Raw genomic sequence first — 25,838 nt, 5'->3', positions numbered from 1 at the left:
CCCGTTTAGCGGCCATTTGTGGCAAATGGGTGGCTGGAGTTGGGCCTGCCGGGGCCAGCGGACCCTCGCACCTCATCGACTTACCACGAAGGGCCGCTATCCCTCTCCGAACCTCGTCGATTCACCACGAATGGCCGCTACGGCTCCCCGAACCTCGTCGATTCACCACGAGTGGCCGCTAAACCATCCCGTTTAGCGGCCATTTGTGGAAAATGGGTGGCCGGGTTCGGGCGGCACCGTGTTCCGCGTTGAACTCCGGCCGGCTTTCGGCGTCCAGCCGCGCTCGATCAGCGCCGCACGCACCCGGGTCACGGCGCTGGGCACCCGGCCTCCTGCCCCTGATTCCAGGTCCTTCTGCGTCAGGACGACCACCCGCCACCCTGCATCCCGTGCGGCTTCATCCCGGAAAATGTCACTGCGGCGCTGGGCGGGGTCGGCGTGATGTCCGCCGTCGTACTGGATTGCGACCTTTTCGCGCGCATAGGAGAGATCCGGGTCTTGGATCCACCCCCGGTCTCGTCGAGTAGTGGGACGTTGATGCCGGGCTCCGGCAGGCCGTGCCGGACCAGAAGCAGACGGAGTTCGGATTCCTTGGGGGAGTCCGTGTTGGCGCGTATCAGGGACCGGGCACGCAGGGCACGCCGGTACCCTGTCCGGCCGCGTTTCCCGGCGAGGAATTCGTCCATGGCATCGAGCGTGGTGAGCGGGTCCCGCCGCCGCACCAGGAAGTCGTCGGCGATCACCAGGTCATCGAGGCTGAGCATGCCGGCAAGGTCGAACCAGGTGCGCAGCGGGGAAGTGCAACGCACCCATGCACCCGCCACGATTTCATCCGGTTCAAGCGACTGCTGAGGGCCCACGACGCTCTTATACCGCACGGCCCGCCGACCCGAATCGCGCGTCAGATGGACCAGCGCCGAATTCATGAGCGCTAGCGGCAGGGGAAAGCCCCACAGCACCGCCGCGGAGAGGTGGCTCACCACAGCGCCCGTCACGGCGGTCAGGGCGCGCAACCGTTCCAGCAAGCTGTCAGGAGCGGGTACCGGAGCGCGCACTCCGTGGCATGGAGTGGCCAGGTCCCGGGCCCGGGTCCGACGACGGCTCAGCCCGGCCGCCCGGGCCTCGGCCACGGTGAAAGGGTGGTGTCTCAGCTCCGGAGGAAGCTCGCTGGGCAAGTGCATACGAGCATTCTGCGCCCGCAGGGAGGGGACCCGGAGGTTATCCACAATGTGGAGGAGGAGAGGGGCAGGAGTGCACTGCCAGCTACAGGCTTCACGAGACGTACAAGCGACGGGCTTCATAACCGGCGTGCTTAAATGGCCTCAGAGGCTGGGTTATCTGGGGGGATATGTTTTCGATCAACTTGCCTGAGGGCGAGCCGTGGTACTCGAACAAGCGCCGGGTGGTGGATGCTGAACGCAAGTTTTCCTTGCGGCTCGGCGCACTCACCGGTCGCGATCCGGGTAAGGCTTTTGTGCTGACGCACGGGGACATGCGAATCCCCTTCCACACTGAAGAACGTACGGGACTGGTCGACGCCGAAACTGCGAGACCATTCTTCATCTCCGAGATTGTTTCGTTCGGGACAAGCATTTACCTCAAGGGCGACCGCGGCGTGCCCAATTGCGAGTTCAGCAGCGCCGACGAAGCGCGCCGCTTGCGCCGGATTGCAGCTGAGGCTGTGCTGATTTTCGGACTGGACTACAACGGGTTTGATTACGATGCAGACTATGTCCGCGTTCTGCTAGACGGCAAGATCCTCACTCGCCGCGATTTCGGCCACCCCCGTTGAGGACACAGAGCGTCCACGGTGCGGTTGCTGAAGTGCGGGACGGGGAGGAGTGGGGCCGGGCGGCACCGCGCGGTCATAATGGGCGCGGCTCATGCCGGGAGGGGGCGAGGCGGCTACTTGACCTCGTCGGTACCCTGCGTATCGCCGCTGCCCCGGGCGTCGCCCGATTCGGAGTCCTGCTGGCTCTCGGGCTCGGCGGCCTTGCGTTCCTTGGCGTCCAGCTCGTCCTTGAGCTTCTTCAGCCTGTCGGCCTCGGCCTGCTTGCGGCGGCGGAGCTCGAGGTTGCGCAGGAAGTCCGGGTCGTCGTCGGGGGCTATGGGGTGGCTGTAGGTGGCGCCCGCCGGAGCAGTTCCGCGGGGGCGGCCGATGAGGAACCATAGAATGGCGCCGATCACCGGAAGGACAATCTGCACCACAATCCAGGCCGGCTTAGAGATGCCTTTGGTCTGGCGCGGGTCAGTGCGGATCACGTCGATGAGCCCGTAGACAAAGACGACGAGAACGGCGACAACAACCACTACACGGAGCATGTAATCAGTCTAGCCGTCAGGCGCGCGTCCGGCTTCTCCCAGTCACCGGTCTCTGCCGCCGGAGCTGGCCCTCGCTGCTGGTCCGGGCGGGATGCGGTGCCGGCGGAACGGGGAAATGACCCCCGGTGGGCCGGCCCGGCGCCGGACGGCTAAACTTGGAACGTGGCTTTCCTGAAATACTCCCTGATCCGTCTGGCGCTGTTTGTGCCGCTGTTTGCGCTGTTCGTCTGGCTCCAGCTCGGCTGGCTGCTCGCCGCCCTGTGCGCGGGCATGATGGCGTTCGCGATCAGCTTCCTGTTCTTCCAGAAGCAGCGCGACGCCGCCGCCGCGTCGCTGCACCAGCGGTTCTCGGGCAAGGCCAAGCCGCTGCGCAGCGCCGGAGAGATTGACGACGCCGACGCCGAGGACCGCCTGGTGGACAAGCACCCGGACATCACCGTCCACACGGACAGCCGGCCGAAAGACTCCTAGGAGACCGGGCGACGGAGGGCGACCAGACCCTGCCGGCGATTCCGGCCGAAAGGCTCCTAGGAGTTCACACGGGCGCCGCAGGACTCCAAGCCCCCGACTTCAGGCCTGCGATCCGCCCGGACCCCCTAGAACCCGTGGCTCAGAACCAGGCCGAGGGAGAACAGCACGGCGTAGCCGAGGTTGATCAGCCCCGTCTGCTTGAGCACCGGGATCAGGCTCTTGCGGCGGCGCCCGGAGATCATCAGCCAGGACGGCATCAGGCTGGCCGGGATCAGCAGCAGCACAATCAGCATCCACGGCCGGCTGGGTGCCAGCACGATCGGCAGCAGGATCGCGACGGCCAGCATCAGCACGTAGCTCTCGCGGGCGTGCTTGTCGCCCAGCCGCACGGCCAGGGTCTTCTTCCCGGCCTTCCGGTCGGTGGGGATGTCGCGGACGTTGTTGGCCATCAGCAGGGCGCAGGCGATGAGGCCGGTGCCGATGGCGCCAATGATGGCGGCGAGGCTGATCTGCCCCGCCTGTGTGTAGGTGGTGCCGAGGGTGGCCACCAGGCCGAAAAACACAAAGACGAACAGGTCGCCCAGGCCCATGTAGCCGTAGGGGTTCTTTCCGCCGGTGTAGCCCCACGCCGCGAGGACGCAGCCGATGCCCACCAGGATCAGCCACCACGTCTGCGAAAGGATCACCAAGGCCAGGCCGCAGACCATCGCCAGACCGAACGCGGCGAACGCGGCGTACTTGACCTGCTCGGGCTTAGCGGCGCCGGAGCCCACCAGCCGGAGCGGGCCTACACGGTCCTCGTCAGTGCCGCGGATGCCGTCTGAGTAGTCGTTGGCGTAGTTCACGCCGATCTGCAGCAGCAGCGCCACCAGCGCGGCCAGCACGGCGTTGAGCGGACGGAAAGAGTCCATCTCGTACGCGGCCGCGGTGCCGATCAGGACAGGCGCGATCGCGGCCGGCAGGGTGCGCAGTCGGGCGCCTTGAATCCATTGTGCGGCTGTGGCCACGTTCAGTACCTCGTGTTGGTTTGGCTAACTCCGGGGGTGCCCGGCGTCTCTATTTTCCCTGATGCAGCTCGGTGAGCCGAACCGTCATGGAAAGCCGGTCCGGTTTTCCGTTCGGCAGCATCAGCAGGTCCCCGGCAGCGAGGACGGTCTTCGGGGCCATGGCACCCAGCACCGGAGCCCAAGGGGTGCCCGCCAGAAAGTCCCCCATGCCCTGCGGGGAGCTGTCGGCCAGTGCCACGTACGCGGCCAGGGCCTGGCCCCATTCCGCGGACGGGACTCCTGCGACGAAGGCTGCCCGGACGCCGTCGAGCCGTTCCAGTTCGGCCTGCACATGCGCGGCGGAGACCTTGACGCCGCCGGTGATCACGACGTCGTCCCCCCGGCCCAAAACGGTCAGCGTCCCGGCGTCGTCCAGCTCGCCCAGGTCGTTGGTCCGGTACCAGCGAACGCCGCCGTCCTCCACGAATGCCTTCGCCGTGAGGTCCGGGGCCCCGAGGTAGCCGGCGGCGATGGTGGCGCCGCCCAGCAGGATGCGTCCGTCCTCGGCGAGCTTCACCTCGACGCCTTCGAGCGGCACGCCGTCGTAGACGCAGCCGCCGCAGGTCTCGGCGGAGCCGTAGGTGGTCACCACGCGGACGCCGGCGTCGCGGGCGGCGGCGAGCAGGGCGGGGGAGGCCGGGCCGCCGCCCAGCAGGATCCCGTCGAAGCGCCGCAGGACAGCCAGCGTCTCGGCCGACGGCGCGTCGAGCAGCCGCTGCAGTTGGGTGGGCACCAGCGACGTGAAGCGGACCTTGTCGGTGAGTTCCAGCGCGGCCGCGGTGAACGCCTCCGGGGTGAACCCGCCGGACATGTCCATTGCCCACGGCCGTGTGCCGGCGAAGAGCGAGCGGACCAGCACCTGGACGCCGGCCACGTACTGCACGGGCAGGGCCAGCAGCCACTGGCCCTCGCCCTTGAGCGCCAGGGCCGTGGCCATCGAGGAGGCCGCCAGCGCGTCAAGGGTCAGCACGGTCGCCTTGGGCGTGCCCGTGGAGCCGGAGGTCCGCACCACGACGGCAGCGTCGTCGACGCCGGTCTCCACCAGGTCCACCCGCGGCGACCCGTCCTCCCCGGCGGAAAGTTCGACGGCGGGACCCTCGCCGCGGAGGGCAGCCGCCAGCGCCGCGAGGGCAGGCTCGATGTTCACAGCAGTCACGTGCGTCGCCTTAGAAGTAGTACGGGAACCTGGACCAGTCCGGATCGCGCTTCTCCAGGAAGGCGTCCTTGCCTTCCACCGCCTCGTCCGTCATGTAGGCGAGCCGGGTGGCCTCGCCGGCGAAGACCTGCTGGCCGGCCAGGCCGTCGTCGGCCAGGTTGAAGGCGAACTTGAGCATCCGGAGGGCCTGCGGCGACTGCCGGGCGATGTCCGCGGCGTACTCCAGGGCCACCTCCTCGAGCCGGGCGTGGTCCACGGCCTCGTTGACTGCGCCCATCCGGACCATGTCCTCGGCGGAATATTCGCGGGCCAGGAAGAAGATCTCCCGCGCGGCCTTCTGCCCGATCTGGCGGGCCAGCAGCGCGGAGCCGTAGCCGGCGTCGAAACTTCCCACGGTGGCGTCGGTCTGCTTGAACTTGCCGTGCTCGCGGGAGGCGATGGTCAGGTCGGAGACGACGTGGAGCGAGTGCCCGCCGCCGGCGGCCCAGCCGTTGACAACGGCGATCACCACCTTGGGCATGGTGCGCATGAGCCGCTGGACTTCCAGGATGTGCAGCCGGCCGGCGCGGGCAGGGTCGATGGTCTCCTGCGTCTCGCCGTCCGCATACCGGTACCCGTCCCTGCCCCGGATCCTCTGATCCCCACCCGAACAGAAGGAGTGGCCGCCGTCCTTGGCGGAGGGGCCGTTGCCGGTGAGCAGCACGGTGGCGACGTCCGGTGTCATCCGGGCGTGGTCCATGGCGCGGTAGAGCTCGTCCACGGTGCCCGGGCGGAAGGCGTTGCGCACCTCGGGCCGGTTGAAGGCGATGCGGACCGTGGGCAGGTCCCGCACCACTGTGCCGTCGGCGGACCGCTCCACCTGCCGGTGGTACGTCATGTCCTGGAAGTCGTCAAAGCCGGACACAGTGCGCCAGCGGGTGGGGTCAAAGACGTCGGATACCTTGGCGGGGATTTGGTTGCTCACAGTCCGAGTCTAGTAATCGGCTCAGCTGATGCAGAACTCGTTGCCTTCCGGGTCCGCCATGGTGTGCCAGGAATGCGGCCCCTGGCTGGCGGTCCAGAGGAAGGTGGCGCCGCGCGCTTCGAGGGCGGCGCGTGCCGCGTCCTTGTCCGCGCCGGCCAGGTTGACGTCCCAGTGGATCCGGTTCTTGGTGGTCTTTTCCTCGGGGGCAGTCTGGAACAGGATGCGGCGGGTGGGCGGCTTGGCGTCGAGTTCCTCCGGCGGGCGGATGGCCGCGCCGGCACCCCACACGAGCCTGCCCTGGTGCATCTTGGTCTCCGCCTCGGTGGCGTACCCCTGCGCGATCATGGAGCGGATGAAGTCCTCGTCCTGCGGCTCCACGGCCCACTCAAGGGTTTCGGCCCACCAGTCGGCAAGCTCATGCGGGTCCCGGCAGTCGACGGCGATCTGGATGTTCAGTGTCATGGGAAGAAACTACGACGTCGGGGCGCGCGGCGGTAGGGGGTGCGGCTCAGCACGCCGACGGCGCACCCTGCGGCTAGCCCTGCATCTGCTGGACCTGCTCCATGAGCTCCGGCGGGATGGCGTAGATGAAAATGACGGCCAGCAGGTTCTTCGAGGCGTGGACAAAGTACGCGAACATCACGTTCATGCCGGTCCAGACATATACGAACACCAGTACGGCGCCCATCGCGAGGTAGGGCATCAGCACCGGGAGGCTCAGGTCCTCCTGGCCGACAATGTGCAGGGCCGCGAACAGCACCACGGACAGGGCACAGCACACCCAGACGTTGACGCGGCGGCTGAGCTTGCCGATCAGCAGATGCCGGAAGATGTATTCCTCCACGAAGGGGCCCACCATCACCAGCAGCGGCACCATCAGCCAGGGCGGGACCTGCTGCATCAGCGCCTGCAGTCCGGCCTGGTTGGCGGAGGTTTGGGGCTGGCCGGTGAGCGAGACAAACACCGCGGTCAGGATCATCATGGCCACCACGGCCAGTGGGACCATCAGCATGGTGAACCACGGCCGGGTGGCGAGGACCCTGAGGTCGCGGGCGGCGACGCGCCGGACAGCGGCCAGTGCCAGGATCCCGATGGTGCCGTAGAAAAGCAGGTTCACGGTGTAGGAGGCCACGGCCGGGTTTGGCGAGAGCTGGAGCATCAGCGGGACCAGCAGCCCGCCGGCCACCGCGAAAAAGGCGGCCACCGCCACGTAGAGGCCGGCGGTGACGAAATCGAGCCGCGAGAACCGGTAAAGTTCCGGCCGCGGAGCGGGTGGAGTGCGGAGAGCGGTGCCCATGCCCCCAGCCTAGCGCCGCGGCAGTAACAGCCGGAGGCACGTATAATATTCGGTATGCCTAAATTTTCGTTTCGGTGGGCCAAAGACGTCACCCGAACCGCGGGCCGCCGCACTGCCGGAACCGCCGTCGGACTTGTTCTTGCCCTGACCCTGGCCGCATGCGGAGGCGCTGCCCCGGGCCAGGGGGCTGCGGCCGAGAAGCCCGTGGTGCTGACCACCTTCACCGTGCTGGCTGACGTGGCGCGCAACGTCGCCGGCGACAAGCTGCAGGTCGAGTCCATCACCAAGGCCGGAGCCGAAATCCACGGCTACGAGCCCACGCCGGGGGACATCCGCAAAGCGTCCAAAGCGGACCTCATCCTGGACAACGGCCTGAACCTGGAGGCGTGGTTTGCCCAGTTCGTCGAGGGCCTGGACGTCCCCCACTCCGTGGTGAGCGACGGCGTCGACGTGATGTCCATCAGCGAGGATTCCTACCAGGGCAAGCCGAACCCGCACGCGTGGATGTCGCCGGCCAACGTGCAGATCTACGTGGACAACATGGTGAAGGCGTTCTCGCAGCTGGATCCGGGCAACGCCGCCGCCTTCGAGGCCAACGGCGCCGCCTACAAGGCCCAGCTGCAGGCGGTGCAGGACGAGATGGTGCAGAAGCTTGCCGCGGTCCCGGAGGCGCAGCGGGCGCTGGTGACCTGCGAGGGCGCGTTCTCCTACCTGGCCCGCGACGCCGGGCTCCGCGAGGTCTACATCTGGGCCGTCAACGCCGAACAGCAGGCCACCCCGCAGCAGATCACCCGGGCCATCGAGTTCGTCAAGGCCAACGAGGTGCCCGCAGTGTTCTGCGAGTCAACGGTCTCGGACGCCCCGATGCGCCAGGTGGTGGAAGCGACCGGCGCCGCGTTCGGAGGAGTGCTGTACGTGGACTCGCTCTCCGAAACGGACGGGCCCGTCCCCACGTACCTGGACCTCATCCGGCACGATTCCAGACTCATCACCGAAGGCCTGACGGGAGCGGCATCATGAGCAATCCGGCCATCCTGGTGGAAAACGTCACCGTCCATTACGGCGAGGTCCTGGCGCTCGACGGCGCCTCCCTCGCCGTCGAGGCCGCCCGGATCTGCGGGCTCGTAGGCATGAACGGCTCCGGTAAATCCACCCTGTTCAAGGCGATCATGGGCATGGTCAAGCCCGACGCCGGCCGCGTCCTCATCAACGGCGAGTCGCCGGCCAAAGCACGTAGACAAGGCGGCATCGGCTACGTCCCGCAGAGCGAGGACGTGGACTGGCAGTTCCCGCTGTCCGTCCGTGATGTGGTGATGATGGGCCGCTACGGGCACCAGGGCTTCACCCGCCGCCCCTCCAAGGCGGACCGCGCCGCCGTCGACCTCGCCCTGGACCGGGTGGAACTCTCCGAGTTCGCCGGCCGGCAGATCGGCCAGCTCTCCGGCGGGCAGAAGAAGCGCGCGTTCGTGGCCCGCGGGATCGCCCAGGGCGCCACCATGCTGCTCCTGGACGAGCCCTTCGCCGGGGTGGACAAGCGCTCCGAGGCCACCATCACGCGCCTGCTGAAGGAACTCGCCGCCGACGGCTGCACCATCCTGGTCTCGACCCACGACCTGCACGCGCTGCCCCAGCTCTGCGACGAGGCGGTGCTCCTGATGCGGAAGGTCCTGATGCACGGCCCGCCCGAGGTGGTGCTGCAGCCGCAGCACCTGGCCATGGCCTTCGGACTCGACGTCCTCAACCGGGACCTCCCGGAAGACGGCACTCCCGACGCCGGCACTCCCCACGCCGGTGTTCCCGGAACCGGAGTTCCGGTGTCCGGGGTTGCGAACCGGCCGGGCAGGGGCTGAGCCATGGATCTCCTGGACCTCCTCCTTGAACCGCTGGGCTACGACTTTATGGTCCGGGCCCTGGCCACCACGGCGCTCGCGGCGATTGTGTGCGCGGTGCTGAGCTGCTGGCTGGTGCTGATCGGCTGGTCGCTGATGGGCGACGCCGTCTCCCACGCCGTGCTGCCCGGGGTGGTGCTCGCGTACATCGCCGGGGCTCCCTTTGCCCTGGGGGCGCTGGTGTTCGCGCTGATTGCCGTGACCCTGATCGGGGTGGTCCGCAGCACCAGCCGGGTGAAGGAGGACGCCGCGATCGGGATTGTGTTCACGTCGCTGTTCGCCCTGGGCCTGGTGCTCATCTCCGTCACGCCGAGCCAGACGGACCTCAACCACATCATCTTCGGCAACCTGCTGGGCGTCAGCGTCCCGGACCTCATCCAGGTCCTGGTCCTCGGGGTGGTGGCCTTCGCCATTCTGATCCTCAAGCGGCGGGACCTCACGCTCTACGCCTTCGACCCCACGCACGCCCACGCGATCGGGCTGTCCCCGAAACGCCTCGGCGCCCTGCTGCTGGGCCTCCTGGCGCTGACCTCCGTGGTGGCGCTGCAGACCGTGGGCGTGGTGCTGGTGGTGGCGATGCTCATCATCCCCGGGGCCACGGCCTACCTGCTGACGGACCGGTTCTCCCGCATGCTGGTGATCGCCCCGGCCATCTCCGCGCTGTGCTCCATCGCCGGCATCTACCTCAGCTACTACCTCGACACCGCCTCCGGCGCGATGGTGGTGCTGACGCAGGGGGCCGCGTTCGCCGTCGTCTATCTTTTCAGCCCGCGGCAAGGGCTGATCGGCACCCGGCTGGCGAAAGCGCGCCGCAAAAAGGCGGCCGCGCTCGCTGTCTGATGTTGCCCCGGTCACGCCGGGGTCCTGAATGCTAGTACGATAGATGAGCCGCGCGAGCTTCGACACTTGTGAGGTTCGGTACATGTCCTGACCCCTCCCGGGGGCTTTGGCCCGAATTTTGTGTACTTGAACCCACGGTCCTTTCCCGGCCATACATCGACCTACAAGGAACACCTGTGCCATCAACCACCCCCACAGAACTTAAGAGCCCTTCGGCGCAATCCGCCGTCGTCGACTCGACTCTCAGCGCCGAGGGCTACAAAAAGTCCCTGAGCGGCCGCCAGGTCACCATGATCGCGATGGGCGGCGCAATCGGCGTCGGCCTCTTTATGGGTGCCGGCGGACGCCTGGCCTCCACCGGCCCGGCGCTGATCTTCTCCTACGCCATTGCCGGCGTCATCGCCTACCTGCTGATGCGCGCCCTGGGCGAACTCATCATGTACCGCCAGACCTCGGGCTCCTTTGTCAGCTACGCCGGCGAAATGTTCGGCAAAAAGGGCGCATATGTGTCCGGCTGGATGTATTTCATCAACTGGGCCATGACCGGCATCGCCGAGCTGATCGCGATCGGGCTGTACTTCCAGTTCTTCTTCCCCAACGTGCCGGTGGAACTGACCGCCATCGCGGCCCTGCTGCTGCTGGTGGGCGTGAACCTGATGAGCGTCAAGGCGTTCGGTGAATTCGAGTTCTGGGCCTCCGTGCTCAAGGTCGGCGCCATCATGATCTTCCTGGTCGTGGGCACCTTCATGGTGGTCACCAACGCCCAGGTGGGCGACGGCAACGCCTCGGTGAACAACCTCTTCGCAGCCGAAGGCGGCATGTTCCCCAAGGGTGCGCTGGTGATGATCCTGGTCCTCAACGCCGTGATCTTCGCGTACAACGGCATTGAGCTGGTGGGCATCACCGCCGGCGAAATGCAGAACCCGGCCAAGGAAGTTCCCAAGGCCATCCGCGCCGTCGTCTTCCGCATCGTGGTGTTCTACGTCGGTTCCGTGACGCTCCTGGCGATGCTGCTGCCCTACGACCAGTACGTGGCCGGCACCTCGCCGTTCGTCACCGTGTTCGGCCAGATGGGCCTCGCCTGGATGGGCGACGTGATGAACATGATCGTCATCACCGCAGCGCTCTCCTCCTGCAACTCGGGCCTGTACTCGATCGGCCGCATCTTCCGGACCATGGCCAACAATGGACATGCTCCGGTGTGGCTGACCAGGATGTCCAAGAGCCACGTGCCGTATGCGGCGATCCTGGCCATCGGCGGGGTCTACCTCGTCGGCATCATGCTCAACATCTGGCTGGGCGGCTCCTACGCGTTCGACCTCGCGCTGAACTCCGCATCAATCGGCGTGATCTTCACGTGGGGCGCCATCTTCGCCAGCCAGATCGCGCTGCGCAAGACCAAGGGCAAGGTCTCCTCCCTACCGGCGCCGGGTGGCGTCTGGTCCAGCTGGGCTGGCCTCATCTCACTGCTGGTCATCACGGTGCTGATCGGCTTCGACACCATGACCAGCAAGTCCGGCGACGTGTTCCACCTGGGCCTCTGGACCCTGGCCACCATCCCGTTCTTTGCGCTGCTGCTGTGGCTCGGCTGGCACAAGGTGAAGAACAACGAACCGAAGAACGTGCTCTTCAACTAGCAGCATCCAGCACGCTTCAACGTGTGCGACGGCGGGCCCCCGGGTGGGGTGCCCGCCGTCGTTGGTTTAAGCGGGGGCCGGGGGTGGTGCCGCGTCGATTTGCCGGGAATGGCCGCTATCCGGGGTGGTTTAGCGGCCATGCGTGGCGAATGGGTGGGGTCTGGCTGTCGGTGGCGGCCATTCGTGGTGATTCGGCGCCGCCCACCCTCCCGGGCGCACGAAAACGGCGTCGGACATCCCCCAAAGGAATATCCGACGCCGCCGTCTTACGTGAGGACTAGTCGCGCTTGAAAGCGTCCTTGACGTTTTCGCCGGCCTTCTTGGCGTCTGCGACTACCTGGTCCTTCTGGCCCTCGGCACGCAGCTCGTCGTTGTTGGTGGCGTTGCCAGTAGCTTCCTTGGCCTTGCCGCCGAGGTGCTCTGCTTCGTTCTGAATCTTGTCTCCGATACCCATGGTGTGAACACCTTTCGTTTCCGGTTGAAATTCAACGTCTGTTCAGACTAACACAAAGCATGCTTACTATTTCAAGGGGTCTCTCAGCACAAAGGGAAGAAATCTGTCGCGGACCCCGGATAGGCTCGATGCCATGGACCAGAAGATCAGCCTGACCCAGCACATCAACGCCCCGGCAGACAAAGTGTGGGCCGTCATCTCCGACATTCCCGGCTCGGCCGCCACCCTGTCCGGCGTCGATTCCATCCAGATGCTCACCGACGGCCCCTACGGCGAGGGCACACGCTGGAAAGAGACCCGCACCATGATGGGCCGGAAAGAAACGGTGGAGATGTGGGTGTCCCAGGCGGACCCGCCCCGGAGCACCACGGTCAAGGCCCTGCAGGGCGGCGCAGACTACACCTCGCGCATGTCACTGGCCGACCGCGACGGCGGCACCGACCTGACCATGACGTTCGGCGCCGACCTGGCGAGCCCCTCGCGGATGCAGAAGCTGGCCATGGCAGTTTTTGGCGGGCTGGGCATGCGCATCACCCGCAAGGCCCTGGCCAAGGACCTGGCTGAAATCGCGGCCAAGGCCGAGTCGCTCTAGTGGCGCGAGGCGCAGCCTCCAAAGGGCCCAAGGTCACGGCCCCGCGGCTTACCCCCGTCCGGCTGGCCGAGCTCCGGGACGACCCGGCCCCGGACTTCCAGCCGGGGGAGAGGTACGACGGCGTCCGGTACAGCCGCGCGTCGGCGGACGGACTGGAACTGGGCGGCACAGACTTCGCCGAGTGCGACTTTCAGGGCGTCTCCTTCAATGAGGCGCAGCTCCGCGGGGCCTCGTTCCGGGACTGCATTCTGGCCGAAATGTACGCGCCGGTGCTGATGGCGGCGCGGAGCAGCTTGCGCGATGTCGAGATCGGCAACCCCCGCTGGGGTTCCGCTGAGCTCTACGAGAGCGGCTGGCAGTCCGTAAGGATCGACGGCGGCAAGCTGGACTACGTGAATCTGCGCGGGTCCAAGCTCACGGACGTCCAGATCAGCGACTGCATCATCAACGAGCTGGACCTGGGCTCCTGCGCGGCCACCCGGGTGGCGCTGAAAAACTGCACCGTCGGCACCCTCGATGTTGCCGGCGCCCGGCTCAAGGACTTCGACATCCGGGGCACGGACTTCCGCGTCATCAGCGGCCTCGAGAGCCTCGCCGGCCTGGTGATTGACGACTACCAGCTCGGCCAGCTGGCTCCGCTCATGGCGAGCCACCTCGGCGTCGTCGTCGCGTAACCCTGAGGGGCCGTCATTGACCCCCTTGCGGTGCCGTGTAATCTTTATAGAACGAACGGTCGGTAAATTGGCGGGCCTCCGGGGTGACCGGAGCTGACGCCGCCGGCGGCAGTTCGATCGATGTTTTCGATGACAGTGACGTTTATCGCGTGAAGGGTGTACCCATGGCATCAGCAGCAGGACCACAGGCATTTCTCGTAGGCGGTGCCCGCACTGCGGTGGGCCGCTACGGCGGGGCACTCTCCGCCGTCCGCCCCGATGATCTTGCCGCCCTGGTGGTCCGCGAAGCCGTGGCCCGCGCCGGAGTGGACCCGGACGCCATCGACGAGGTCATCCTGGGCAACGCCAACGGCGCCGGCGAGGAAAACCGCAACGTGGCCCGCATGGCCACCATCCTGGCTGGGCTTCCGCTGCACATCCCCGGCATCACCGTGAACCGGCTCTGCGCCTCCGGCCTCAGCGCCATCATCATGGCCAGCCAGATGATCAAGTCCGGCGCCGCGGACATCGTGATCGCCGGCGGCGTCGAATCGATGAGCCGCGCCCCCTGGGTCCAGGAGAAGCCGCAGACGGCCTTCGCCAAGCCGGGGCAGATCTTCGACACCTCCATCGGCTGGCGCTTCGCCAACCCGCTGTTCCAGAAAGGCGAACTCTCCCGCGGCGGCAAAATGACCTACTCCATGCCGGAAACGGCCGAGGAAGTGGCCCGCGTGGACGGGATCACCCGCGAGGACGCCGACGCCTTCGCCGTCCGTTCCCACGAACGCTCCCTCGCCGCGATCGCCGCCGGCCGCTTCGCCGACGAAATCGTCCCGGTCACCGTCAAGACCCGCAAGGGCGAAACGATCGTCGACACCGACGAGGGCCCCCGAGCCGGCACCACCATGGACGTGCTCTCAGGCCTCCGCCCGGTGGTGGCCGGCGGTTCGGTGGTCACCGCCGGCAACTCCTCCACCCTCAACGACGGCGCCTCCGCGATCATCGTCGCGTCAGAAGCCGCGATCGAGCGCCTGGGCCTCACCCCCCGCGCCCGCATCATCGACGGCGCCTCCGCCGGCTGCGAACCCGAGATCATGGGCATCGGCCCTGTCCCGGCCACCCAGAAGGTGCTCGCCCGGACCGGTCTCAGCGTGGGCGACCTGGGCGCCGTCGAACTTAACGAAGCGTTCGCCACCCAGTCGCTCGCCACCATGCGCCGGCTGGGCTTGGACCCCGAGATCGTTAACCGCGACGGCGGCGCCATCAGTCTGGGGCACCCGCTGGGTTCGTCCGGGTCTCGGCTCGCGATCACCCTGCTGGGCCGGATGGAGCGCGAGGACGCCCGGATCGGCCTCGCCACCATGTGCATCGGCGTCGGCCAGGGCACCGCGATGCTGCTGGAGCGCGTGTAGTGGCGGCCGCCGCGACGGGCCTGGACCCGCAGGATTTCCGCACACTCCTGATCGAGGAACGCGACGACCGCCTGGTGGTCCTCCTCAACCGGCCCGAGGTCCGCAACGCGATCGACCAGCAGATGGTCGACGAACTGCATGCCGTCTGCGCAGCGCTGGAACAGATGCCGAAGGTGCTGATCATTGCCGGGACGGAGGGTGTCTTTGCCTCCGGGGCGGACATCGGCCAGCTGCGGGAACGCCGCCGGGACGATGCCCTGCAAGGCATCAACTCCACGATCTTTGTCCGGATCGCCAAGCTTCCGATGCCCGTCATCGCGGCGCTGGACGGCTTTTGCCTGGGCGGCGGCGCCGAACTGGCCTACGCGGCGGACTTCCGGATCGGCACGCCGTCGGTGCGGATCGGCAACCCCGAGACGGGCCTGGGCATCCTCGCCGCCGCCGGGGCCAGCTGGCGCCTCAAGGAACTGGTGGGCGAGCCCGTGGCCAAGGAAATCCTGCTGGCCGGTGCCGTGCTGCGGGCCGACCGGGCCCTCGCCGTCCACCTCATCACCGAGATCCATGAGCCGGACGAACTGATGGGCGCGGCCCACGCCCTGGCCGACAGGATCGGCGGGCAGGACCCCCTCGCCGTCCGCATCACCAAGTCCGTGTTCCACGCCCCCGCCGAGGCACACCCCCTGATCGACCAGCTGGCGCAGGGGATCCTATTCGAATCCCAGGCCAAGTTCGACCGCATGCAGGCCTTCCTGGACCGCAAGTCCGAGAAGAAGCCAGCCAAGACGTCCGAGCAGGATTCCGACCGGAAGAAGAACTGAAAATGAGCAACCCCGAACTTTCCGCGAACCTGCCCGACGGCGGCCTCCCCGACAGTGTCCTCCCCGACAGTGCCCTTCCCAACTTCGTTGGGGTGCTCGGCGGCGGCCGCATGGGCGCCGGCATCGCGCACGCCTTCCTGATCAACGGTGCCAACGTCCTCGTCGTCGAACGCGATGAGCAGGCAGCCGAGGCCGCCCGCGAGCGGGTGGAGTCGGCGGCGGCCAAGAGCATCGAGCGCGGCGCCATCGACGGCAACCTCGACGAGATGGTCTCGCGGCTCACAGTGACCGTGGACTACGACGATTTCAAGGACCGCCAGCTGGTCATCGAGGCCGTCCCCGAGGATTGGGACCTGAAGGTCGCCTCCCTGCGGGGCATCGAGGAACGGCTGGCCGACGACGCCGCCCTCGCCTCCAACACGTCCTCCATCTCGGTCAACGCCCTGGCCCGCGAGCTGCAGCGCCCGCAGAACTTCCTCGGCCTGCACTTCTTCAACCCGGTGCCGGCATCCACCCTGATCGAAGTGGTCCTCGGCGAGCACACCTCGGAGCAGCTGGCCCGGACCGCCCGCGGCTGGGTCGAGGCGCTGGGTAAGACCGCCGTCGTGGTCAATGACGCCCCCGGCTTCGCGTCCTCACGGCTGGGCGTCGCGATCGCCCTCGAGGCGATGCGCATGGTGGAGGAGGGTGTGGCGTCCGCCGAGGACATCGACAACGCCATGGTGCTGGGCTACAAGCACCCCACCGGGCCGTTGCGCACCACGGACATCGTGGGACTGGACGTGCGCCTCGGCATCGCCGAGTACCTCGCCTCCACCCTGGGGGAGCGGTTCGCCCCGCCGCAGATCCTGCGCGACAAGGTGGCCCGCGGCGAACTGGGACGCAAGACCGGCAAGGGCTTCTTCGACTGGACCGCCTAAGGTCGAACGGTGAGGCCAGAGAGGCTAGTCAAGGATCCCAACGATGTAGCCGACAAAGAAGAGCAACACTAAGAGCACCATCACGGCGATCATGACGATCCAGAGGTACTGGACGAAGCCCCGGTCCTCGCGGGTCCGCGGCCCTTGCGGCCCCACCGAGGTCCCCTCCGCCGGCGGCGTTTCACCGGGCGGAACGCCGCCGCCCGGCTCGAGACCGGTGAGCTTGTTCTCAAGGGGGTCCGGGTTTTGGGCTGTCACGGTAAGCTCCTGTTCTGCACTGCGGCGCTAGAGCGATGCCTGGGAGTCGAGTGTTTTTTTCATTCCGTCCATGGCAGGGCCGGCGAGGGAGTTGAAGGCCGGCCGGACGAAGGCTTCGGCGAGCTTGAGCAATCCCTTGAGCTGGAACTCGGCTGTGTAATCCACCTTGGAGCCCGTCCCGGCCGGTGACACCTCAATGGTGTCGACGGAGATGACCGACTTGTTCTCGCCGCGCAACTTGATGCGGCGCTCAGTCAGTTCGATCACCTCGTAGGTCAGCGGCTGGCGCTTGCCCCGGAACTCGGCCTCGGCATGGTAGCGGTGCCCGACGGCGACCGGTCCCGCGGTGAGCTTGTCCACCACGGGCGTCCCGGGATCCCACTCCGGCGTGTGCTCAAAGGCGGACAGGTAGTCGAAAGCCCTAGCGGGATCGAGGGCGGTATTGACGGTGCCGGTAACTGTGATCATGCCCCAGCCTAACCGGCACGTCCGCTCCGGCACCGAAACAGGGACGGAAATTCGTTCAGCTGTCCGCATTTCCTCCCGCCTAGGATGGTCCTGTGACTTCCCAGGACAGGCCCGCGATTGCCCCCATCACCCTGACCGGCCAATCCGTGGTCCTCGAGCCGCTGAGTCCTGAGCATCACGACGGCCTGGTTGAGGCGTCCCGTGACGGTGAACTGTGGCGGCTCTGGTACACCAGCGTGCCCGCGCCGGAGCAGATGGCGGCCGAGATCGACCGGCGGCTGGCCCTGCAGGACAGCGGTTCCATGCTGCCTTTCACCACGCGGCTGCTCGACCCTGCGACCGGCGGCCCGGGCCGGGTGATCGGCATGACCACGTACATGAACATTGACGCGGCCACGCCCCGGGTGGAGATCGGCTCCACCTGGAACGCGGCGTCCGCGCACGGCAGCGGCAGCAACCCGGACTCGAAGCTCCTGCTGCTGCGGCACGCTTTTGAAACTCTGGGCTGCCCCGCCGTCGAGTTCCGGACGCACTGGCTCAACCACCAGTCCCGGGAGGCGATCGCGCGGCTGGGCGCCAAGCAGGACGGTGTGCTCCGCAGCCACACCCGCAGCGCCGACGGGGCGCTGCGGGACACCGTTGTGTTCTCCATCCTCGAACACGAGTGGCCCATGGTCCGCGCAGGGCTGGAGTACCGGCTGGCCAAGCGGGCTCAGGGAGCCGAGTAGGCGCCCTCCGCGTTCAGCGCGGCGAAGTACGCCTCGTAGCCCTCGGCGTTCGGGTGGAAGTTGTCAGGGCTGGCCAGGTTGGTGAGGTCGAGGGTGATCCACGGGTCGCCGGTGGCCGAGTTGATGCCGTGGCCTGCGAAGGCGGCGCGGACGTCGACGTAGTCCGCACCGGCCATGTCGGCGGCGGTCTTGATAGACCAGTTCAGGCCGTTAGCCAGATCAGTGGCCTGGTAAATGAACAAGGACATCGGATCCGTCTGGCCGGGGGCCACCGGATCGTAGAGGTAGGGGTAGCCCGTCACTACGATCTTGGCGTTGGGCGCGGCCGTCTGCACGCTGTTGATCATGGCGATGACGTCGTTGGTCAACTGGCCGCTGGTGATCAGGGCCGCCGCGTCAGCGCTGGCTTTGGCGCAGGCCGGGGCAGCGCTGGGATCGCCCATGGCGGTGCCGCAGGCGGTGACGATGGACCCGAAGCCAAGGTTGTTGCCGCCGGCCGTGATGGTCACCAGCTCCGTGCTCTTGTTCAGTCGCTGCAGCTGGGTTTCCACGACCTCTTGGGTGGTCTTCCCGCTGCAGGCGGCGTTCACCACCAGCTTGATGGCTTTGGCCTCGTCAGCGAGTTCGGAATAGGTGTTCTCGCTCCGGTAGCAGTCATCCAGGTAGGGGCCCGCGCCCTGCCCCGCGGCGTAGGAGTCGCCGAGCGCCACGTACTTGGTCTTGTCCACGGCCTGTGCCGGGACTGCTGCCAGTCCGGCCGCCATGGCCAGGGTGGCGAGGCCCGCCGCCAATGCCGTGTGCCGGCGTCGAAGTTTCAGAGTTCCCATGGTGTTCCCCTCAGTAGCACGCTGGTCCAGCGCCGGTGCCGTCCCGTGCTGCCCCGTGCCTTCCAAGCGCTCCAGTGCGCTGGCGGGGCGCCCGTCCGGCGGCCGGTGGGCTGAAAAGAGCCCGGCGGCTACCGGGTTCACCGCTACCCTACGCGGGGGCCTCGGCCCCCGCACCATGCCAAGAGGCCCTATGTGGAAATCTTTCGCGAAAGCTGACCGTGGATCGGTGCCGGGGGCGTGTGCTTAGCTGTCAGCATGACGATTCCAGGCGGCACTGCCGGCCCCGCCGCGGACCCGACCCAGCCCGGGCCCGTGGACTGGGAGGGCGCGGTCAACGCCTGGCACATCGCCGGTGACGTGTTCCGGATGGGGCGCCGCGAATGGCTCACCGAAAACGGGTGGCGGCAGGCGTACGACGGCGGCATCCGGACGGTCATTGACCTCCGCAATCCGGAAGAGATCCGCCGCCGGGACACCGACCCGCTGGTGAGCGCGGAGACCCTGGCCGCGTTCGACGTCGTGCATACCCCCACCGAGGACCCGGCCAACCCCGAGTTCCGCAAGCTCTGCGTCCCCTACCTGAACGATCCGGCGGCGTATCCCGACAACGCGCGGCTCTTCCCGGACAAGCTCGCCGCAGTGTTCAAAGCCGTGGCGGCGGCACGCGGCGGCGTGGTGATCCACTGCTCGGCCGGCCGGGACCGCAGCGGGATGATCGCCGCCATGCTCCAGGACCTTGCCGGCACGGATGAGGCCGCCATTGTGCGGGGGTACGAGCGCGCCATGCGGGGCATCAACGAACACCACAGGGTGTCCGGGGTCCCGCATCCGCACGAGAGGTACCTGCCCGAGGAGGTGCTGGCGCCCCTGCTGGAGACGCGTCAGGCAAGCCTCCTCCGGTTTGTGCGCGGGGTGAAGGCCGGCGAGTTCCTCCGCCGCCATGGCGTCACGGAGGCTGAACTGTGGGCGGTGCTGGCCAAACTCGGGCGCTAGAGTATCCGGGTGATGAGTCCCACATTTCAGCTGACAGTGCGCGCAGCGGCGGCTGCCGCCCTCGCGCTCGCGGGTTCCTTCTCCGCGGTTCCGGCGCTCGCCGACGCCGGGGGAGCGGACGCGGTTCCGGGCGCCGCAACGCCGTCGGTTACGGCAAGCCCGGCGGAACCCAGCCCGACGGCGCCGGCTGAGCCGGGTGCGGCGGTTTCCGAGGCGACGACGGCGGACGCTCCGACGGCGGGCAGCCCGACGGCGGGCACCCAGACGTCGGCGGCCGTTCCCGCGGCTCCCTTGACGGCGCCGGACATCAGCGACGCCGGACTCGCGGAGGCTCTCCGGCGCGACCTGGGCATGACGCTGGAGGAGTTCAACGCGGCCGGCCAGCTGGCCAGGACCGCCGCCGACGCCCTTCCGACACTGCGGGACCTCCCCGGCTACGTGGGAATCCGCCTGCAGGACAACAGGATCCTGGTCGAAGGCAGCGGCGCAGGGCTACTGGCGCGCGTGGATGAACTCAACGGCGCCGAAGCGTCGGCGGTGTTTGTGCTGGTTGCGCCGGCGGCCGGACCGACAGCGGAACCCTCCGCCGCCCCCGCGCCGGCCGGGGCCGTTCCCTCCGAGGCGGAGCTGGTGGCCGCCAGCACGGAGCAGCTGTTCCAGGCCTACGTCCGAGAGGTGGGGCCGGAGGCGCTGCAGGCTGTGGCCTACTCCAACGGCCGGTATGTCGTCCGCACCGGCGGAACCAACGTGGCTGAAGCGGGCCCGTCCCGGCTCCTCGACCTGCAGGCCGCCCCGGCGTCGACCGTCCCCGCACCAGCACCGTCGGCGCCCGAACCGGCGGCCACCCCGGCGTCGTCAGCGCCCGCAGAGGCCCCCGGCCAGGCAAGCGCGTCCGCACTGACCCCAGCCCAGACAGCCGCCCCCGGCAAGATTTCGGCAGCGGACTTCGTGTCCCGCTACGCCAACGTGCAGCTGGAAGAGGCGTCCCCGGCCACCACCGAAGCCGATGTCTTTGGCGGGGAGGGCTACGTCATTGACGCATCCCCCTTCCGGACCATCTGCTCGACAGGGTTCAGCGCCTTCAGCGCGGCAGGGCTGCCGCTGGTGCTGACCGCGGGACACTGTGCCGAGGACGGCACTGCCACGGTGATCGGTCTTGAGCCCCCGGCGTCGTCCGTTGCCGGCGGCGCGGAACCGCTGCCCGGCACACTCGCCCCGTTTGGCACGTTCGGTTTCAGCCAGTTCGGCGGACCGCTCAACTCGTGGATCACGGGCAGCGAGGACAACCCCGGCAACGTGGGCACGGACATCGCCGTCATCGAAAGGCTCGACGGCGCAATCAATCCCCAGCCGGCGGCATCCACCTGGGCCAGCGCCACGGACCCCGGCGCCACTGCCGTGAAGATTATCGGGGCCGTCACCCCGTTCCAGGGCCAGGAAGTGTGCCGCTCCGGACGGACCGCCGGCTGGTCCTGCGGGCAGGTTGACGAAACCGGCATCTACGTGGTGGGCGGCCGCACCACCGCGCCGGGGGACCTGCGGGCCTTCCGCGGCTTCCTCTCGAAGAGCGTCGAGTCGCGCGGCGGGGACTCCGGCGGGCCGTGGATCAGCGGCAACTTCGCCGTGGGCACCCACACGGCGGGCGAGACGTCCGGCGAGAACTTCGCCATCGCCACCACCCTTGCGGACGCGCTGGGCTACCTCCCGGACGTCCAGCTGCAGCTCTTCCTCAACAAGCCCGAGCTTGCGGCGCCGGGCCTGGCCGTCCGGCCCGGGCAGCCCATCACGGGCCGGGTGCCCGCCGCCCCTGCATCGGCCGTCGCCGCCAACTCGACGGTCCGCATCACCGTCGACGGCGAAGCGCCGGTGGACGTCCCGGTCGATGCCGCCGGCAACTGGTCCTTCCCCGCCCCCGAGGCCAGCGGCCCGCTGAGCTTCACCGCGGAGACCGTGAACGGCTACAGCCGCTCCGGCTCGGCCCCCCTGGACGTCACGGTGTCCGGCGCGGAGGAGCCGGTGGTCACCCCGCCGGCCGAGGACGTGGCGCCCGTAGTCCCCGCCGCCGCGCCACCCGCCGAGCCCGTCACCGTGCTTCCGGCAGCCTCGGGCCAGTTGCCGGACACCGGAGCCGGTTCGCTGCTCCCGACGGCGGGACTCGCCGGCGGTGCGCTCCTGCTGGGCGGTGCGCTGGTTGCCGCCACCCGGCGTCGGGCGGTCAGCTGAGTTAGCCACCCAGCGTCAGCCACCCGACGCGAGCCACCCGACGTCGCGCGGTGTCTGCGGCCGCTACTGGCGGGCGTTCGCGCGACCGGCAGCGCACCCCCCGGGGATGCGCTGCCGGTCAGCTGGTCAGGACCGAGGCGGCGGTCCTGTGGTCATGACGGGCCGCGGTCGCCGCGGTCCGGCTCAGTGGCCGTGGCCGTGACCGGTGCGCGAGTCGACCACCTGGACCGCAACGTCAAGGGTGCCGTCCTCCAGGCTGCCCCAGGCGTACACGATGGTGTTCTTGCCCTCGGTGACCGGAACATCGGCCGGCCCGATCAGGGGCTCGGTGGTGCCGGCGGCCGCGACCGAGGCGGACACCGTCCCGGCTCCCAGGGTCAGCACCTCCTGCTCGCCGTTCTTCAGGTCCTCGATGACCGGGGTGTCGCCGGCCAGGACGTCGACGGCGGGGGCTGCCGCCACGTGCCGGACGGTCAGCTTGCCCTCGCCCTCGGGGCTGGCCGAGAGCTTGTTCTTGAAGAGGGTGGCAGTCGGATCCCCGTCGGCATCCAGATGGGCGACGGCGGTGTAGTTCCGGCCCTCCTTGAGGTGGACCTTGACCGGGCCGATCACCGGGTTGTCGGCGCTGGTGGCGTCGGAGGCAGTGATGGCGATCTTGTAGCTGCCGCCGTCGAGCTCCAGCGGGCCGGCGAGGGTGCCGGGCTCGAAGTCGTCCAGCGTGAGCTCGCCGTCCACCCAGACATCAACGGTGAGGCCGGGGACGCCGTGCAGGACGGACAGGAAGGCGTTGTCGCCGTGGTCACGGCCGCCGTCGTGCTTTCCGCCAGCCTGGGCGGGGGCGGCGAAGGCGAGCGCTGCAACCATGGACAGGGCACCGGCGGCATAAACGGACTTGCGCATTTCAAACTCCTCATTGAGTTGCCCGGATCCGGGCGGTGACTTGCTGACACCGTTAATACCGGCCGGGGGTGCGCTTTGGATGCAGTCAGCCGGGTATTTGGGTCGATTTCGGCGGCGCCGCGCCCGCCGAGTTCGCCGGAAACCTGCGGGTTCGCCGGAAACCTGCCGGGTCGCCGTAAGGTTCCGTCGACCCCGCACCTTTCCGGCGAACTCGACGTCGGGGGCACCGGCCGACGTCGCGCCCGCCGCCCTTAGCCCTTGCGGTCCAGCAGCAGGTTGGTGATCCGCAGCGTGCACAGGCGCTGGCCGGCCTCGTTGGTGATGACCACCTCGTGCGTGGTCACCGTGCCGCCGAGGTGGATGGGGGTCGCCGTGATGGTGACCAGCCCCTCGCGGGCGGACTTGTGGTGGGTGGCGGAGACGTCCACGCCGACGGCGGTCTTGCCGAGGGTGCTGGCGTGGATCACCGCGGCCCAGGAGCCCACGGCCTCGCCCACGGCCAAAGAGGCCCCGCCGTGCAGCAGCCCGAAGGACTGCCGGTTGCCCTCCACCGGCATGGTGGCGACCACCTTCTCGACGGATTCCTCGACGATCTTCACGCCCATTTTCTCGTCAAGCTCGCCAAGGGTGATCTTCCACAGCTCGGTGTTCCGGGGCTCCGGCGTCATAACGTCTCCTCTTCGGCCGGAAATCCAAGGGGCCCGGGCCGGTCAGTGCCGCCGCAACTAGTGTGCGGCAGGCCTCATTCATGTACTGTAGATATATTACCGAACGGACGGTCAGTAATGCTGGCCGTGTTGATCTTGCCCCCGCTGGAAGGACCCGTCAACGATGACCACCACTGCAACCGCTCCGGAACCCACAGTAGACACTGTAGAGATCGTTCCCAGCTTCATCCGGGATTCCTGGTGGACTCCCGACGCAGGCTCCGCAGCCGGCGCCGCGCCTGTCCTCGATGCCAGCACCGGAGAGCTCCTCGCCAAGGTGAGCACGGAGGGACTGGACCTCGCCGCCGTCGTGGATTACGGACGCACCACCGGCCAGGACGAGCTCGGCAAGCTGACCTTCCACCAGCGCGCGCTCAAGCTCAAGGAGCTGGCCCAGTACCTCAACGGCCGCCGTGACGAGTTCTACGCCCTCTCCGCCCAGACCGGGGCCACCAAGATCGACTCGATGGTGGACATCGACGGCGGCATCGGCGTGCTCTTCACGTTCGGCTCCAAGGGCCGCCGCGAGCTCCCCAACGCCCAGGTGATCGTGGACGGGCCCATGGAGGTGCTGTCCAGGGACGGCTCCTTCGCCGGCGAGCACATCTACACCCGCATCCCCGGCGTCGCCGTGCAGATCAACGCGTTCAACTTCCCGGTGTGGGGCATGCTGGAGAAGTTCGCCCCCGCCTTCATCGCCGGCGTTCCCACCATCGTCAAGCCCGCCACCCCCACCGGCTACGTCACTGCCGCCGTGGTCAAGGCGATCATCGAATCCGGCATCCTGCCCCAGGGCTCGCTGCAGCTGATTTCCGGCTCCGTCCGCACCCTGCTGGACCACCTCGACTACCGCGACCTCGTGGCCTTCACCGGCTCCGCGTCCACCGCCAACACGCTCAAGTCCCACGTCAACGTGGTCAAGGGCGGGGTCCGTTTCACCTCGGAAACCGACTCCCTGAACGCCTCGATCCTGGGCCCGGACGCCGTCAAGGGCACCCCGGAATTCGACGCTTTCATCAAGTCCCTCGTCACCGAGATGACCGCCAAGGCCGGCCAGAAGTGCACCGCCATCCGCCGCGCCATTGTGCCGCAGGAGCTGGTGCAGGACGTCATCACCGCCGTGGGCGAGCGGGTCCGGGAGCGCGTTGTGGTGGGCGACCCGCGCGCCGAGGGCGTCACCATGGGCGCCCTGGCCTCCCTGGAGCAGCTCGCCGACGTGCGTGCCGCCGTCCAGTCCATGCTCGACGCCGGCGGCGAACTCGCGTACGGCACCCTCGATTCGCCGAAGGTCACCAGCGCCGACGGGACGGTGGGCGTCGTCGACGACGGCGCGTTCATGTCCCCGGTGCTGCTGAGCTGGGCCGACCCGGAAGCCGAGGAGGTCCATTCGCTGGAGGCCTTCGGTCCGGTGTCGTCCGTGATCGGCTACAAGGACCTGCCCGACGCCGTCCGCCTCGCCGCCCGCGGCGGCGGCTCGCTGGTGGCCTCGGTCTCCACCAACGATCCTGAAGTGGCCCGCGAGCTGGTCACCGGCATCGCCGCACACCACGGCCGGGTGCACATGCTCAACCGTGAGGACGCGCGCAGCTCCACCGGCCACGGCTCCCCGGTCCCGCACCTGGTCCACGGCGGCCCCGGCCGCGCCGGCGGCGGCGAGGAACTCGGCGGCATCCGCTCCGTGCTGCACCACATGCAGCGCACCGCCATCCAGGGCTCGCCCAACATGCTGACCGCCGTCACGGGTGTCTGGCACACCGGGGCGGACCGCAACTTCACCCTGGAGACCGAGGGCCAGCACCCGTTCCGGAAGCACCTCGGCACCCTGCACATCGGCGACGCGATCCGGTCCGAGCTGCGCGAAGTGACCCTGGACGAGATCACCAAGTTCGCCCACTCCACGGGCGACACCTTCTACGCCCACACCAACCAGGCGGCCGCCGAGGCCAACCCGTTCTTCCCCGGCATCGTGGCGCACGGTTACCTCCTGCTGGCCTGGGGTGCGGGGCTGTTCGTGGAGCCCGCGCCGGGCCCGGTCCTGGCGAACTACGGCCTGGAGAGCCTGCGGTTCATCACGCCGGTGGCCGCGGGGGACTCCATCCGGGTCACCCTCACCGCCAAGAAGATCACCCCGCGCGAGACCGACGAGTACGGCGAGGTGGCCTGGGACGCCGTCCTGACCAACCAGAACGACGAAATCGTGGCCACGTACGACGTCCTCACCCTCGTGGAGAAGTAGCCCGTCCCTGCAGGTTGCCCTATCACT

The 25,838-nt window shown here is 68.2% G+C and carries 28 protein-coding genes; 15 read left to right on the top strand and 13 right to left on the bottom strand.

Annotated features, from left to right (window positions below):
- Positions 1-359: 359 nt before the first annotated feature.
- Positions 360-1,181 carry a hypothetical protein gene (locus tag ACTWQD_RS07145; protein WP_443195446.1) on the bottom strand — a complete coding sequence of 274 codons (822 nt, stop codon included), beginning with the start codon at positions 1,179-1,181 and terminating at the stop codon, positions 360-362.
- A gap of 167 nt (positions 1,182-1,348) precedes the next feature.
- Here ACTWQD_RS07145 and ACTWQD_RS07140 point away from each other — a divergent pair, with 167 nt between their 5' ends.
- The gene (locus ACTWQD_RS07140; protein ID WP_443195445.1) at positions 1,349-1,792 is read left to right on the top strand and encodes a hypothetical protein; all 444 of its coding nucleotides are present in this window, start codon (positions 1,349-1,351) and stop codon (positions 1,790-1,792) included.
- Positions 1,793-1,905: 113 nt separating this feature from the next.
- Here the strand turns inward: ACTWQD_RS07140 and ACTWQD_RS07135 are convergent, their stop codons facing one another.
- A complete protein-coding gene (locus ACTWQD_RS07135) occupies positions 1,906-2,322 on the bottom strand; it encodes a PLD nuclease N-terminal domain-containing protein (protein WP_443195444.1) in 417 nt (138 codons plus the stop codon).
- Between the two features lie 162 nt (positions 2,323-2,484).
- On the opposite strand from ACTWQD_RS07135, the gene ACTWQD_RS07130 reads away from it, so the two are divergent.
- A complete protein-coding gene (locus ACTWQD_RS07130) occupies positions 2,485-2,793 on the top strand; it encodes a DUF4229 domain-containing protein (protein WP_443195443.1) in 309 nt (102 codons plus the stop codon).
- Positions 2,794-2,918: 125 nt separating this feature from the next.
- Here the strand turns inward: ACTWQD_RS07130 and ACTWQD_RS07125 are convergent, their stop codons facing one another.
- The 5 genes from ACTWQD_RS07125 to ACTWQD_RS07105 all read right to left on the bottom strand — a co-directional run bounded on the left by ACTWQD_RS07125 (position 2,919) and on the right by ACTWQD_RS07105 (position 7,256).
- Positions 2,919-3,800 (bottom strand): 1,4-dihydroxy-2-naphthoate polyprenyltransferase, encoded by an 882-nt coding sequence (locus ACTWQD_RS07125; RefSeq protein ID WP_066439013.1) that lies wholly within the window; start codon positions 3,798-3,800, stop codon positions 2,919-2,921.
- A gap of 49 nt (positions 3,801-3,849) precedes the next feature.
- Positions 3,850-4,986 carry an AMP-binding protein gene (locus ACTWQD_RS07120; RefSeq protein ID WP_443195540.1) on the bottom strand — a complete coding sequence of 379 codons (1,137 nt, stop codon included), beginning with the start codon at positions 4,984-4,986 and terminating at the stop codon, positions 3,850-3,852.
- Between the two features lie 19 nt (positions 4,987-5,005).
- Complete coding sequence (locus tag ACTWQD_RS07115) at positions 5,006-5,959, bottom strand: 1,4-dihydroxy-2-naphthoyl-CoA synthase (RefSeq protein ID WP_443195442.1); 954 nt, start codon at positions 5,957-5,959, stop codon at positions 5,006-5,008.
- A 21-nt stretch (positions 5,960-5,980) separates the two neighbouring features.
- Positions 5,981-6,421 (bottom strand): VOC family protein, encoded by a 441-nt coding sequence (locus tag ACTWQD_RS07110; protein ID WP_443195441.1) that lies wholly within the window; start codon positions 6,419-6,421, stop codon positions 5,981-5,983.
- A gap of 73 nt (positions 6,422-6,494) precedes the next feature.
- Complete coding sequence (locus ACTWQD_RS07105) at positions 6,495-7,256, bottom strand: lysostaphin resistance A-like protein (RefSeq protein ID WP_443195440.1); 762 nt, start codon at positions 7,254-7,256, stop codon at positions 6,495-6,497.
- Positions 7,257-7,310: 54 nt separating this feature from the next.
- Here ACTWQD_RS07105 and ACTWQD_RS07100 point away from each other — a divergent pair, with 54 nt between their 5' ends.
- The 4 genes from ACTWQD_RS07100 to ACTWQD_RS07085 all read left to right on the top strand — a co-directional run bounded on the left by ACTWQD_RS07100 (position 7,311) and on the right by ACTWQD_RS07085 (position 11,622).
- Positions 7,311-8,276, top strand: coding sequence for a metal ABC transporter substrate-binding protein (locus ACTWQD_RS07100; RefSeq protein WP_443195439.1), 966 nt, complete (start codon positions 7,311-7,313; stop codon positions 8,274-8,276).
- A complete protein-coding gene (locus ACTWQD_RS07095) occupies positions 8,273-9,106 on the top strand; it encodes a metal ABC transporter ATP-binding protein (protein WP_443195438.1) in 834 nt (277 codons plus the stop codon). The genes ACTWQD_RS07100 and ACTWQD_RS07095 overlap by 4 nt, the downstream gene beginning before the upstream one ends.
- Positions 9,107-9,109: 3 nt before the next feature.
- On the top strand, positions 9,110-9,985 hold the full coding sequence (locus ACTWQD_RS07090) for a metal ABC transporter permease (RefSeq protein ID WP_443195437.1): 876 nt from the start codon (positions 9,110-9,112) through the stop codon (positions 9,983-9,985).
- A 176-nt stretch (positions 9,986-10,161) separates the two neighbouring features.
- Positions 10,162-11,622: an amino acid permease gene (locus ACTWQD_RS07085; RefSeq protein ID WP_443195436.1), complete on the top strand. Its 1,461-nt coding sequence runs from the start codon at positions 10,162-10,164 to the stop codon at positions 11,620-11,622.
- A 277-nt stretch (positions 11,623-11,899) separates the two neighbouring features.
- Here ACTWQD_RS07085 and ACTWQD_RS07080 read toward each other — a convergent pair whose 3' ends face one another.
- The gene (locus ACTWQD_RS07080) at positions 11,900-12,076 is read right to left on the bottom strand and encodes a CsbD family protein (protein ID WP_443195435.1); all 177 of its coding nucleotides are present in this window, start codon (positions 12,074-12,076) and stop codon (positions 11,900-11,902) included.
- 133 nt (positions 12,077-12,209) lie between these two features.
- Between ACTWQD_RS07080 and ACTWQD_RS07075 the strand changes: the two genes are divergently transcribed.
- The 5 genes from ACTWQD_RS07075 (at position 12,210) to ACTWQD_RS07055 (ending at position 16,471) form a co-directional block, all read left to right on the top strand.
- On the top strand, positions 12,210-12,668 hold the full coding sequence (locus ACTWQD_RS07075; RefSeq protein WP_443195434.1) for an SRPBCC family protein: 459 nt from the start codon (positions 12,210-12,212) through the stop codon (positions 12,666-12,668).
- Positions 12,668-13,342 (top strand): pentapeptide repeat-containing protein, encoded by a 675-nt coding sequence (locus tag ACTWQD_RS07070; RefSeq protein ID WP_443195433.1) that lies wholly within the window; start codon positions 12,668-12,670, stop codon positions 13,340-13,342. The genes ACTWQD_RS07075 and ACTWQD_RS07070 overlap by 1 nt, the downstream gene beginning before the upstream one ends.
- A gap of 164 nt (positions 13,343-13,506) precedes the next feature.
- On the top strand, positions 13,507-14,733 hold the full coding sequence (locus ACTWQD_RS07065) for a thiolase family protein (RefSeq protein WP_443195432.1): 1,227 nt from the start codon (positions 13,507-13,509) through the stop codon (positions 14,731-14,733).
- Positions 14,733-15,551, top strand: coding sequence for an enoyl-CoA hydratase/isomerase family protein (locus tag ACTWQD_RS07060; RefSeq protein ID WP_443195431.1), 819 nt, complete (start codon positions 14,733-14,735; stop codon positions 15,549-15,551). Before ACTWQD_RS07065 ends, ACTWQD_RS07060 begins: the two co-directional genes overlap by 1 nt.
- A 2-nt stretch (positions 15,552-15,553) precedes the next feature.
- A complete protein-coding gene (locus tag ACTWQD_RS07055; protein ID WP_443195430.1) occupies positions 15,554-16,471 on the top strand; it encodes a 3-hydroxyacyl-CoA dehydrogenase family protein in 918 nt (305 codons plus the stop codon).
- A 24-nt stretch (positions 16,472-16,495) separates the two neighbouring features.
- Here the strand turns inward: ACTWQD_RS07055 and ACTWQD_RS07050 are convergent, their stop codons facing one another.
- Both ACTWQD_RS07050 and ACTWQD_RS07045 read right to left on the bottom strand, forming a co-directional pair.
- The gene (locus ACTWQD_RS07050; protein ID WP_443195429.1) at positions 16,496-16,729 is read right to left on the bottom strand and encodes a DUF6480 family protein; all 234 of its coding nucleotides are present in this window, start codon (positions 16,727-16,729) and stop codon (positions 16,496-16,498) included.
- A gap of 27 nt (positions 16,730-16,756) precedes the next feature.
- Positions 16,757-17,197, bottom strand: coding sequence for an SRPBCC family protein (locus ACTWQD_RS07045; RefSeq protein ID WP_443195427.1), 441 nt, complete (start codon positions 17,195-17,197; stop codon positions 16,757-16,759).
- Positions 17,198-17,289: 92 nt separating this feature from the next.
- On the opposite strand from ACTWQD_RS07045, the gene ACTWQD_RS07040 reads away from it, so the two are divergent.
- Positions 17,290-17,925 carry a GNAT family N-acetyltransferase gene (locus tag ACTWQD_RS07040; protein ID WP_443195426.1) on the top strand — a complete coding sequence of 212 codons (636 nt, stop codon included), beginning with the start codon at positions 17,290-17,292 and terminating at the stop codon, positions 17,923-17,925.
- Here ACTWQD_RS07040 and ACTWQD_RS07035 read toward each other — a convergent pair.
- The gene (locus ACTWQD_RS07035; RefSeq protein WP_443195425.1) at positions 17,910-18,752 is read right to left on the bottom strand and encodes an SGNH/GDSL hydrolase family protein; all 843 of its coding nucleotides are present in this window, start codon (positions 18,750-18,752) and stop codon (positions 17,910-17,912) included. The genes ACTWQD_RS07040 and ACTWQD_RS07035 overlap by 16 nt on opposite strands.
- 255 nt (positions 18,753-19,007) lie before the next feature.
- On the opposite strand from ACTWQD_RS07035, the gene ACTWQD_RS07030 reads away from it, so the two are divergent.
- Entirely contained in the window at positions 19,008-19,745 is a 738-nt protein-coding gene (locus ACTWQD_RS07030) for a tyrosine-protein phosphatase (RefSeq protein WP_443195424.1), read from the top strand.
- A 12-nt stretch (positions 19,746-19,757) separates the two neighbouring features.
- The gene (locus ACTWQD_RS07025) at positions 19,758-21,968 is read left to right on the top strand and encodes an LPXTG cell wall anchor domain-containing protein (protein WP_443195423.1); all 2,211 of its coding nucleotides are present in this window, start codon (positions 19,758-19,760) and stop codon (positions 21,966-21,968) included.
- A gap of 183 nt (positions 21,969-22,151) precedes the next feature.
- On the opposite strand, the gene ACTWQD_RS07020 is transcribed toward ACTWQD_RS07025, so the two are convergent.
- Both ACTWQD_RS07020 and ACTWQD_RS07015 read right to left on the bottom strand, forming a co-directional pair.
- Complete coding sequence (locus ACTWQD_RS07020; protein ID WP_443195422.1) at positions 22,152-22,868, bottom strand: DUF4397 domain-containing protein; 717 nt, start codon at positions 22,866-22,868, stop codon at positions 22,152-22,154.
- Between the two features lie 251 nt (positions 22,869-23,119).
- On the bottom strand, positions 23,120-23,536 hold the full coding sequence (locus tag ACTWQD_RS07015; protein ID WP_443195421.1) for a PaaI family thioesterase: 417 nt from the start codon (positions 23,534-23,536) through the stop codon (positions 23,120-23,122).
- 163 nt (positions 23,537-23,699) lie between these two features.
- Between ACTWQD_RS07015 and paaZ the strand changes: the two genes are divergently transcribed.
- Positions 23,700-25,811: a phenylacetic acid degradation bifunctional protein PaaZ gene (paaZ, locus tag ACTWQD_RS07010; RefSeq protein ID WP_443195420.1), complete on the top strand. Its 2,112-nt coding sequence runs from the start codon at positions 23,700-23,702 to the stop codon at positions 25,809-25,811.
- The last annotated feature ends 27 nt before the right edge of the window (positions 25,812-25,838 follow it).

It is taken from the genome of Pseudarthrobacter sp. 1C304, assembly GCF_052245515.1.
GTDB lineage: Bacteria > Actinomycetota > Actinomycetes > Actinomycetales > Micrococcaceae > Arthrobacter.
The sequence above is the reverse complement of the archived record's forward strand: the minus strand, read 5'-3'. Positions and strand labels throughout refer to the sequence as shown.

Excerpts from the sequence above, each read along its gene's own strand:
- ACTWQD_RS07035 (WP_443195425.1), bottom strand. The coding sequence starts at position 18,752 with ATGGGAACTCTGAAACTTCGACGCCGGCACACGGCATTGGCGGCGGGC.
- ACTWQD_RS07100 (WP_443195439.1), top strand. The coding sequence starts at position 7,311 with ATGCCTAAATTTTCGTTTCGGTGGGCCAAAGACGTCACCCGAACCGCG.
- ACTWQD_RS07020 (WP_443195422.1), bottom strand. The coding sequence starts at position 22,868 with ATGCGCAAGTCCGTTTATGCCGCCGGTGCCCTGTCCATGGTTGCAGCG.
- ACTWQD_RS07095 (WP_443195438.1), top strand. The coding sequence starts at position 8,273 with ATGAGCAATCCGGCCATCCTGGTGGAAAACGTCACCGTCCATTACGGC.
- ACTWQD_RS07135 (WP_443195444.1), bottom strand. The coding sequence starts at position 2,322 with ATGCTCCGTGTAGTGGTTGTTGTCGCCGTTCTCGTCGTCTTTGTCTAC.
- ACTWQD_RS07030 (WP_443195424.1), top strand. The coding sequence starts at position 19,008 with ATGACGATTCCAGGCGGCACTGCCGGCCCCGCCGCGGACCCGACCCAG.
- ACTWQD_RS07110 (WP_443195441.1), bottom strand. The coding sequence starts at position 6,421 with ATGACACTGAACATCCAGATCGCCGTCGACTGCCGGGACCCGCATGAG.
- ACTWQD_RS07090 (WP_443195437.1), top strand. The coding sequence starts at position 9,110 with ATGGATCTCCTGGACCTCCTCCTTGAACCGCTGGGCTACGACTTTATG.
- paaZ (WP_443195420.1), top strand. The coding sequence starts at position 23,700 with ATGACCACCACTGCAACCGCTCCGGAACCCACAGTAGACACTGTAGAG.
- ACTWQD_RS07025 (WP_443195423.1), top strand. The coding sequence starts at position 19,758 with ATGAGTCCCACATTTCAGCTGACAGTGCGCGCAGCGGCGGCTGCCGCC.
- ACTWQD_RS07015 (WP_443195421.1), bottom strand. The coding sequence starts at position 23,536 with ATGACGCCGGAGCCCCGGAACACCGAGCTGTGGAAGATCACCCTTGGC.
- ACTWQD_RS07045 (WP_443195427.1), bottom strand. The coding sequence starts at position 17,197 with ATGATCACAGTTACCGGCACCGTCAATACCGCCCTCGATCCCGCTAGG.
- ACTWQD_RS07055 (WP_443195430.1), top strand. The coding sequence starts at position 15,554 with ATGAGCAACCCCGAACTTTCCGCGAACCTGCCCGACGGCGGCCTCCCC.
- ACTWQD_RS07065 (WP_443195432.1), top strand. The coding sequence starts at position 13,507 with ATGGCATCAGCAGCAGGACCACAGGCATTTCTCGTAGGCGGTGCCCGC.
- ACTWQD_RS07145 (WP_443195446.1), bottom strand. The coding sequence starts at position 1,181 with ATGCACTTGCCCAGCGAGCTTCCTCCGGAGCTGAGACACCACCCTTTC.
- ACTWQD_RS07105 (WP_443195440.1), bottom strand. The coding sequence starts at position 7,256 with ATGGGCACCGCTCTCCGCACTCCACCCGCTCCGCGGCCGGAACTTTAC.
- ACTWQD_RS07140 (WP_443195445.1), top strand. The coding sequence starts at position 1,349 with ATGTTTTCGATCAACTTGCCTGAGGGCGAGCCGTGGTACTCGAACAAG.
- ACTWQD_RS07075 (WP_443195434.1), top strand. The coding sequence starts at position 12,210 with ATGGACCAGAAGATCAGCCTGACCCAGCACATCAACGCCCCGGCAGAC.
- ACTWQD_RS07080 (WP_443195435.1), bottom strand. The coding sequence starts at position 12,076 with ATGGGTATCGGAGACAAGATTCAGAACGAAGCAGAGCACCTCGGCGGC.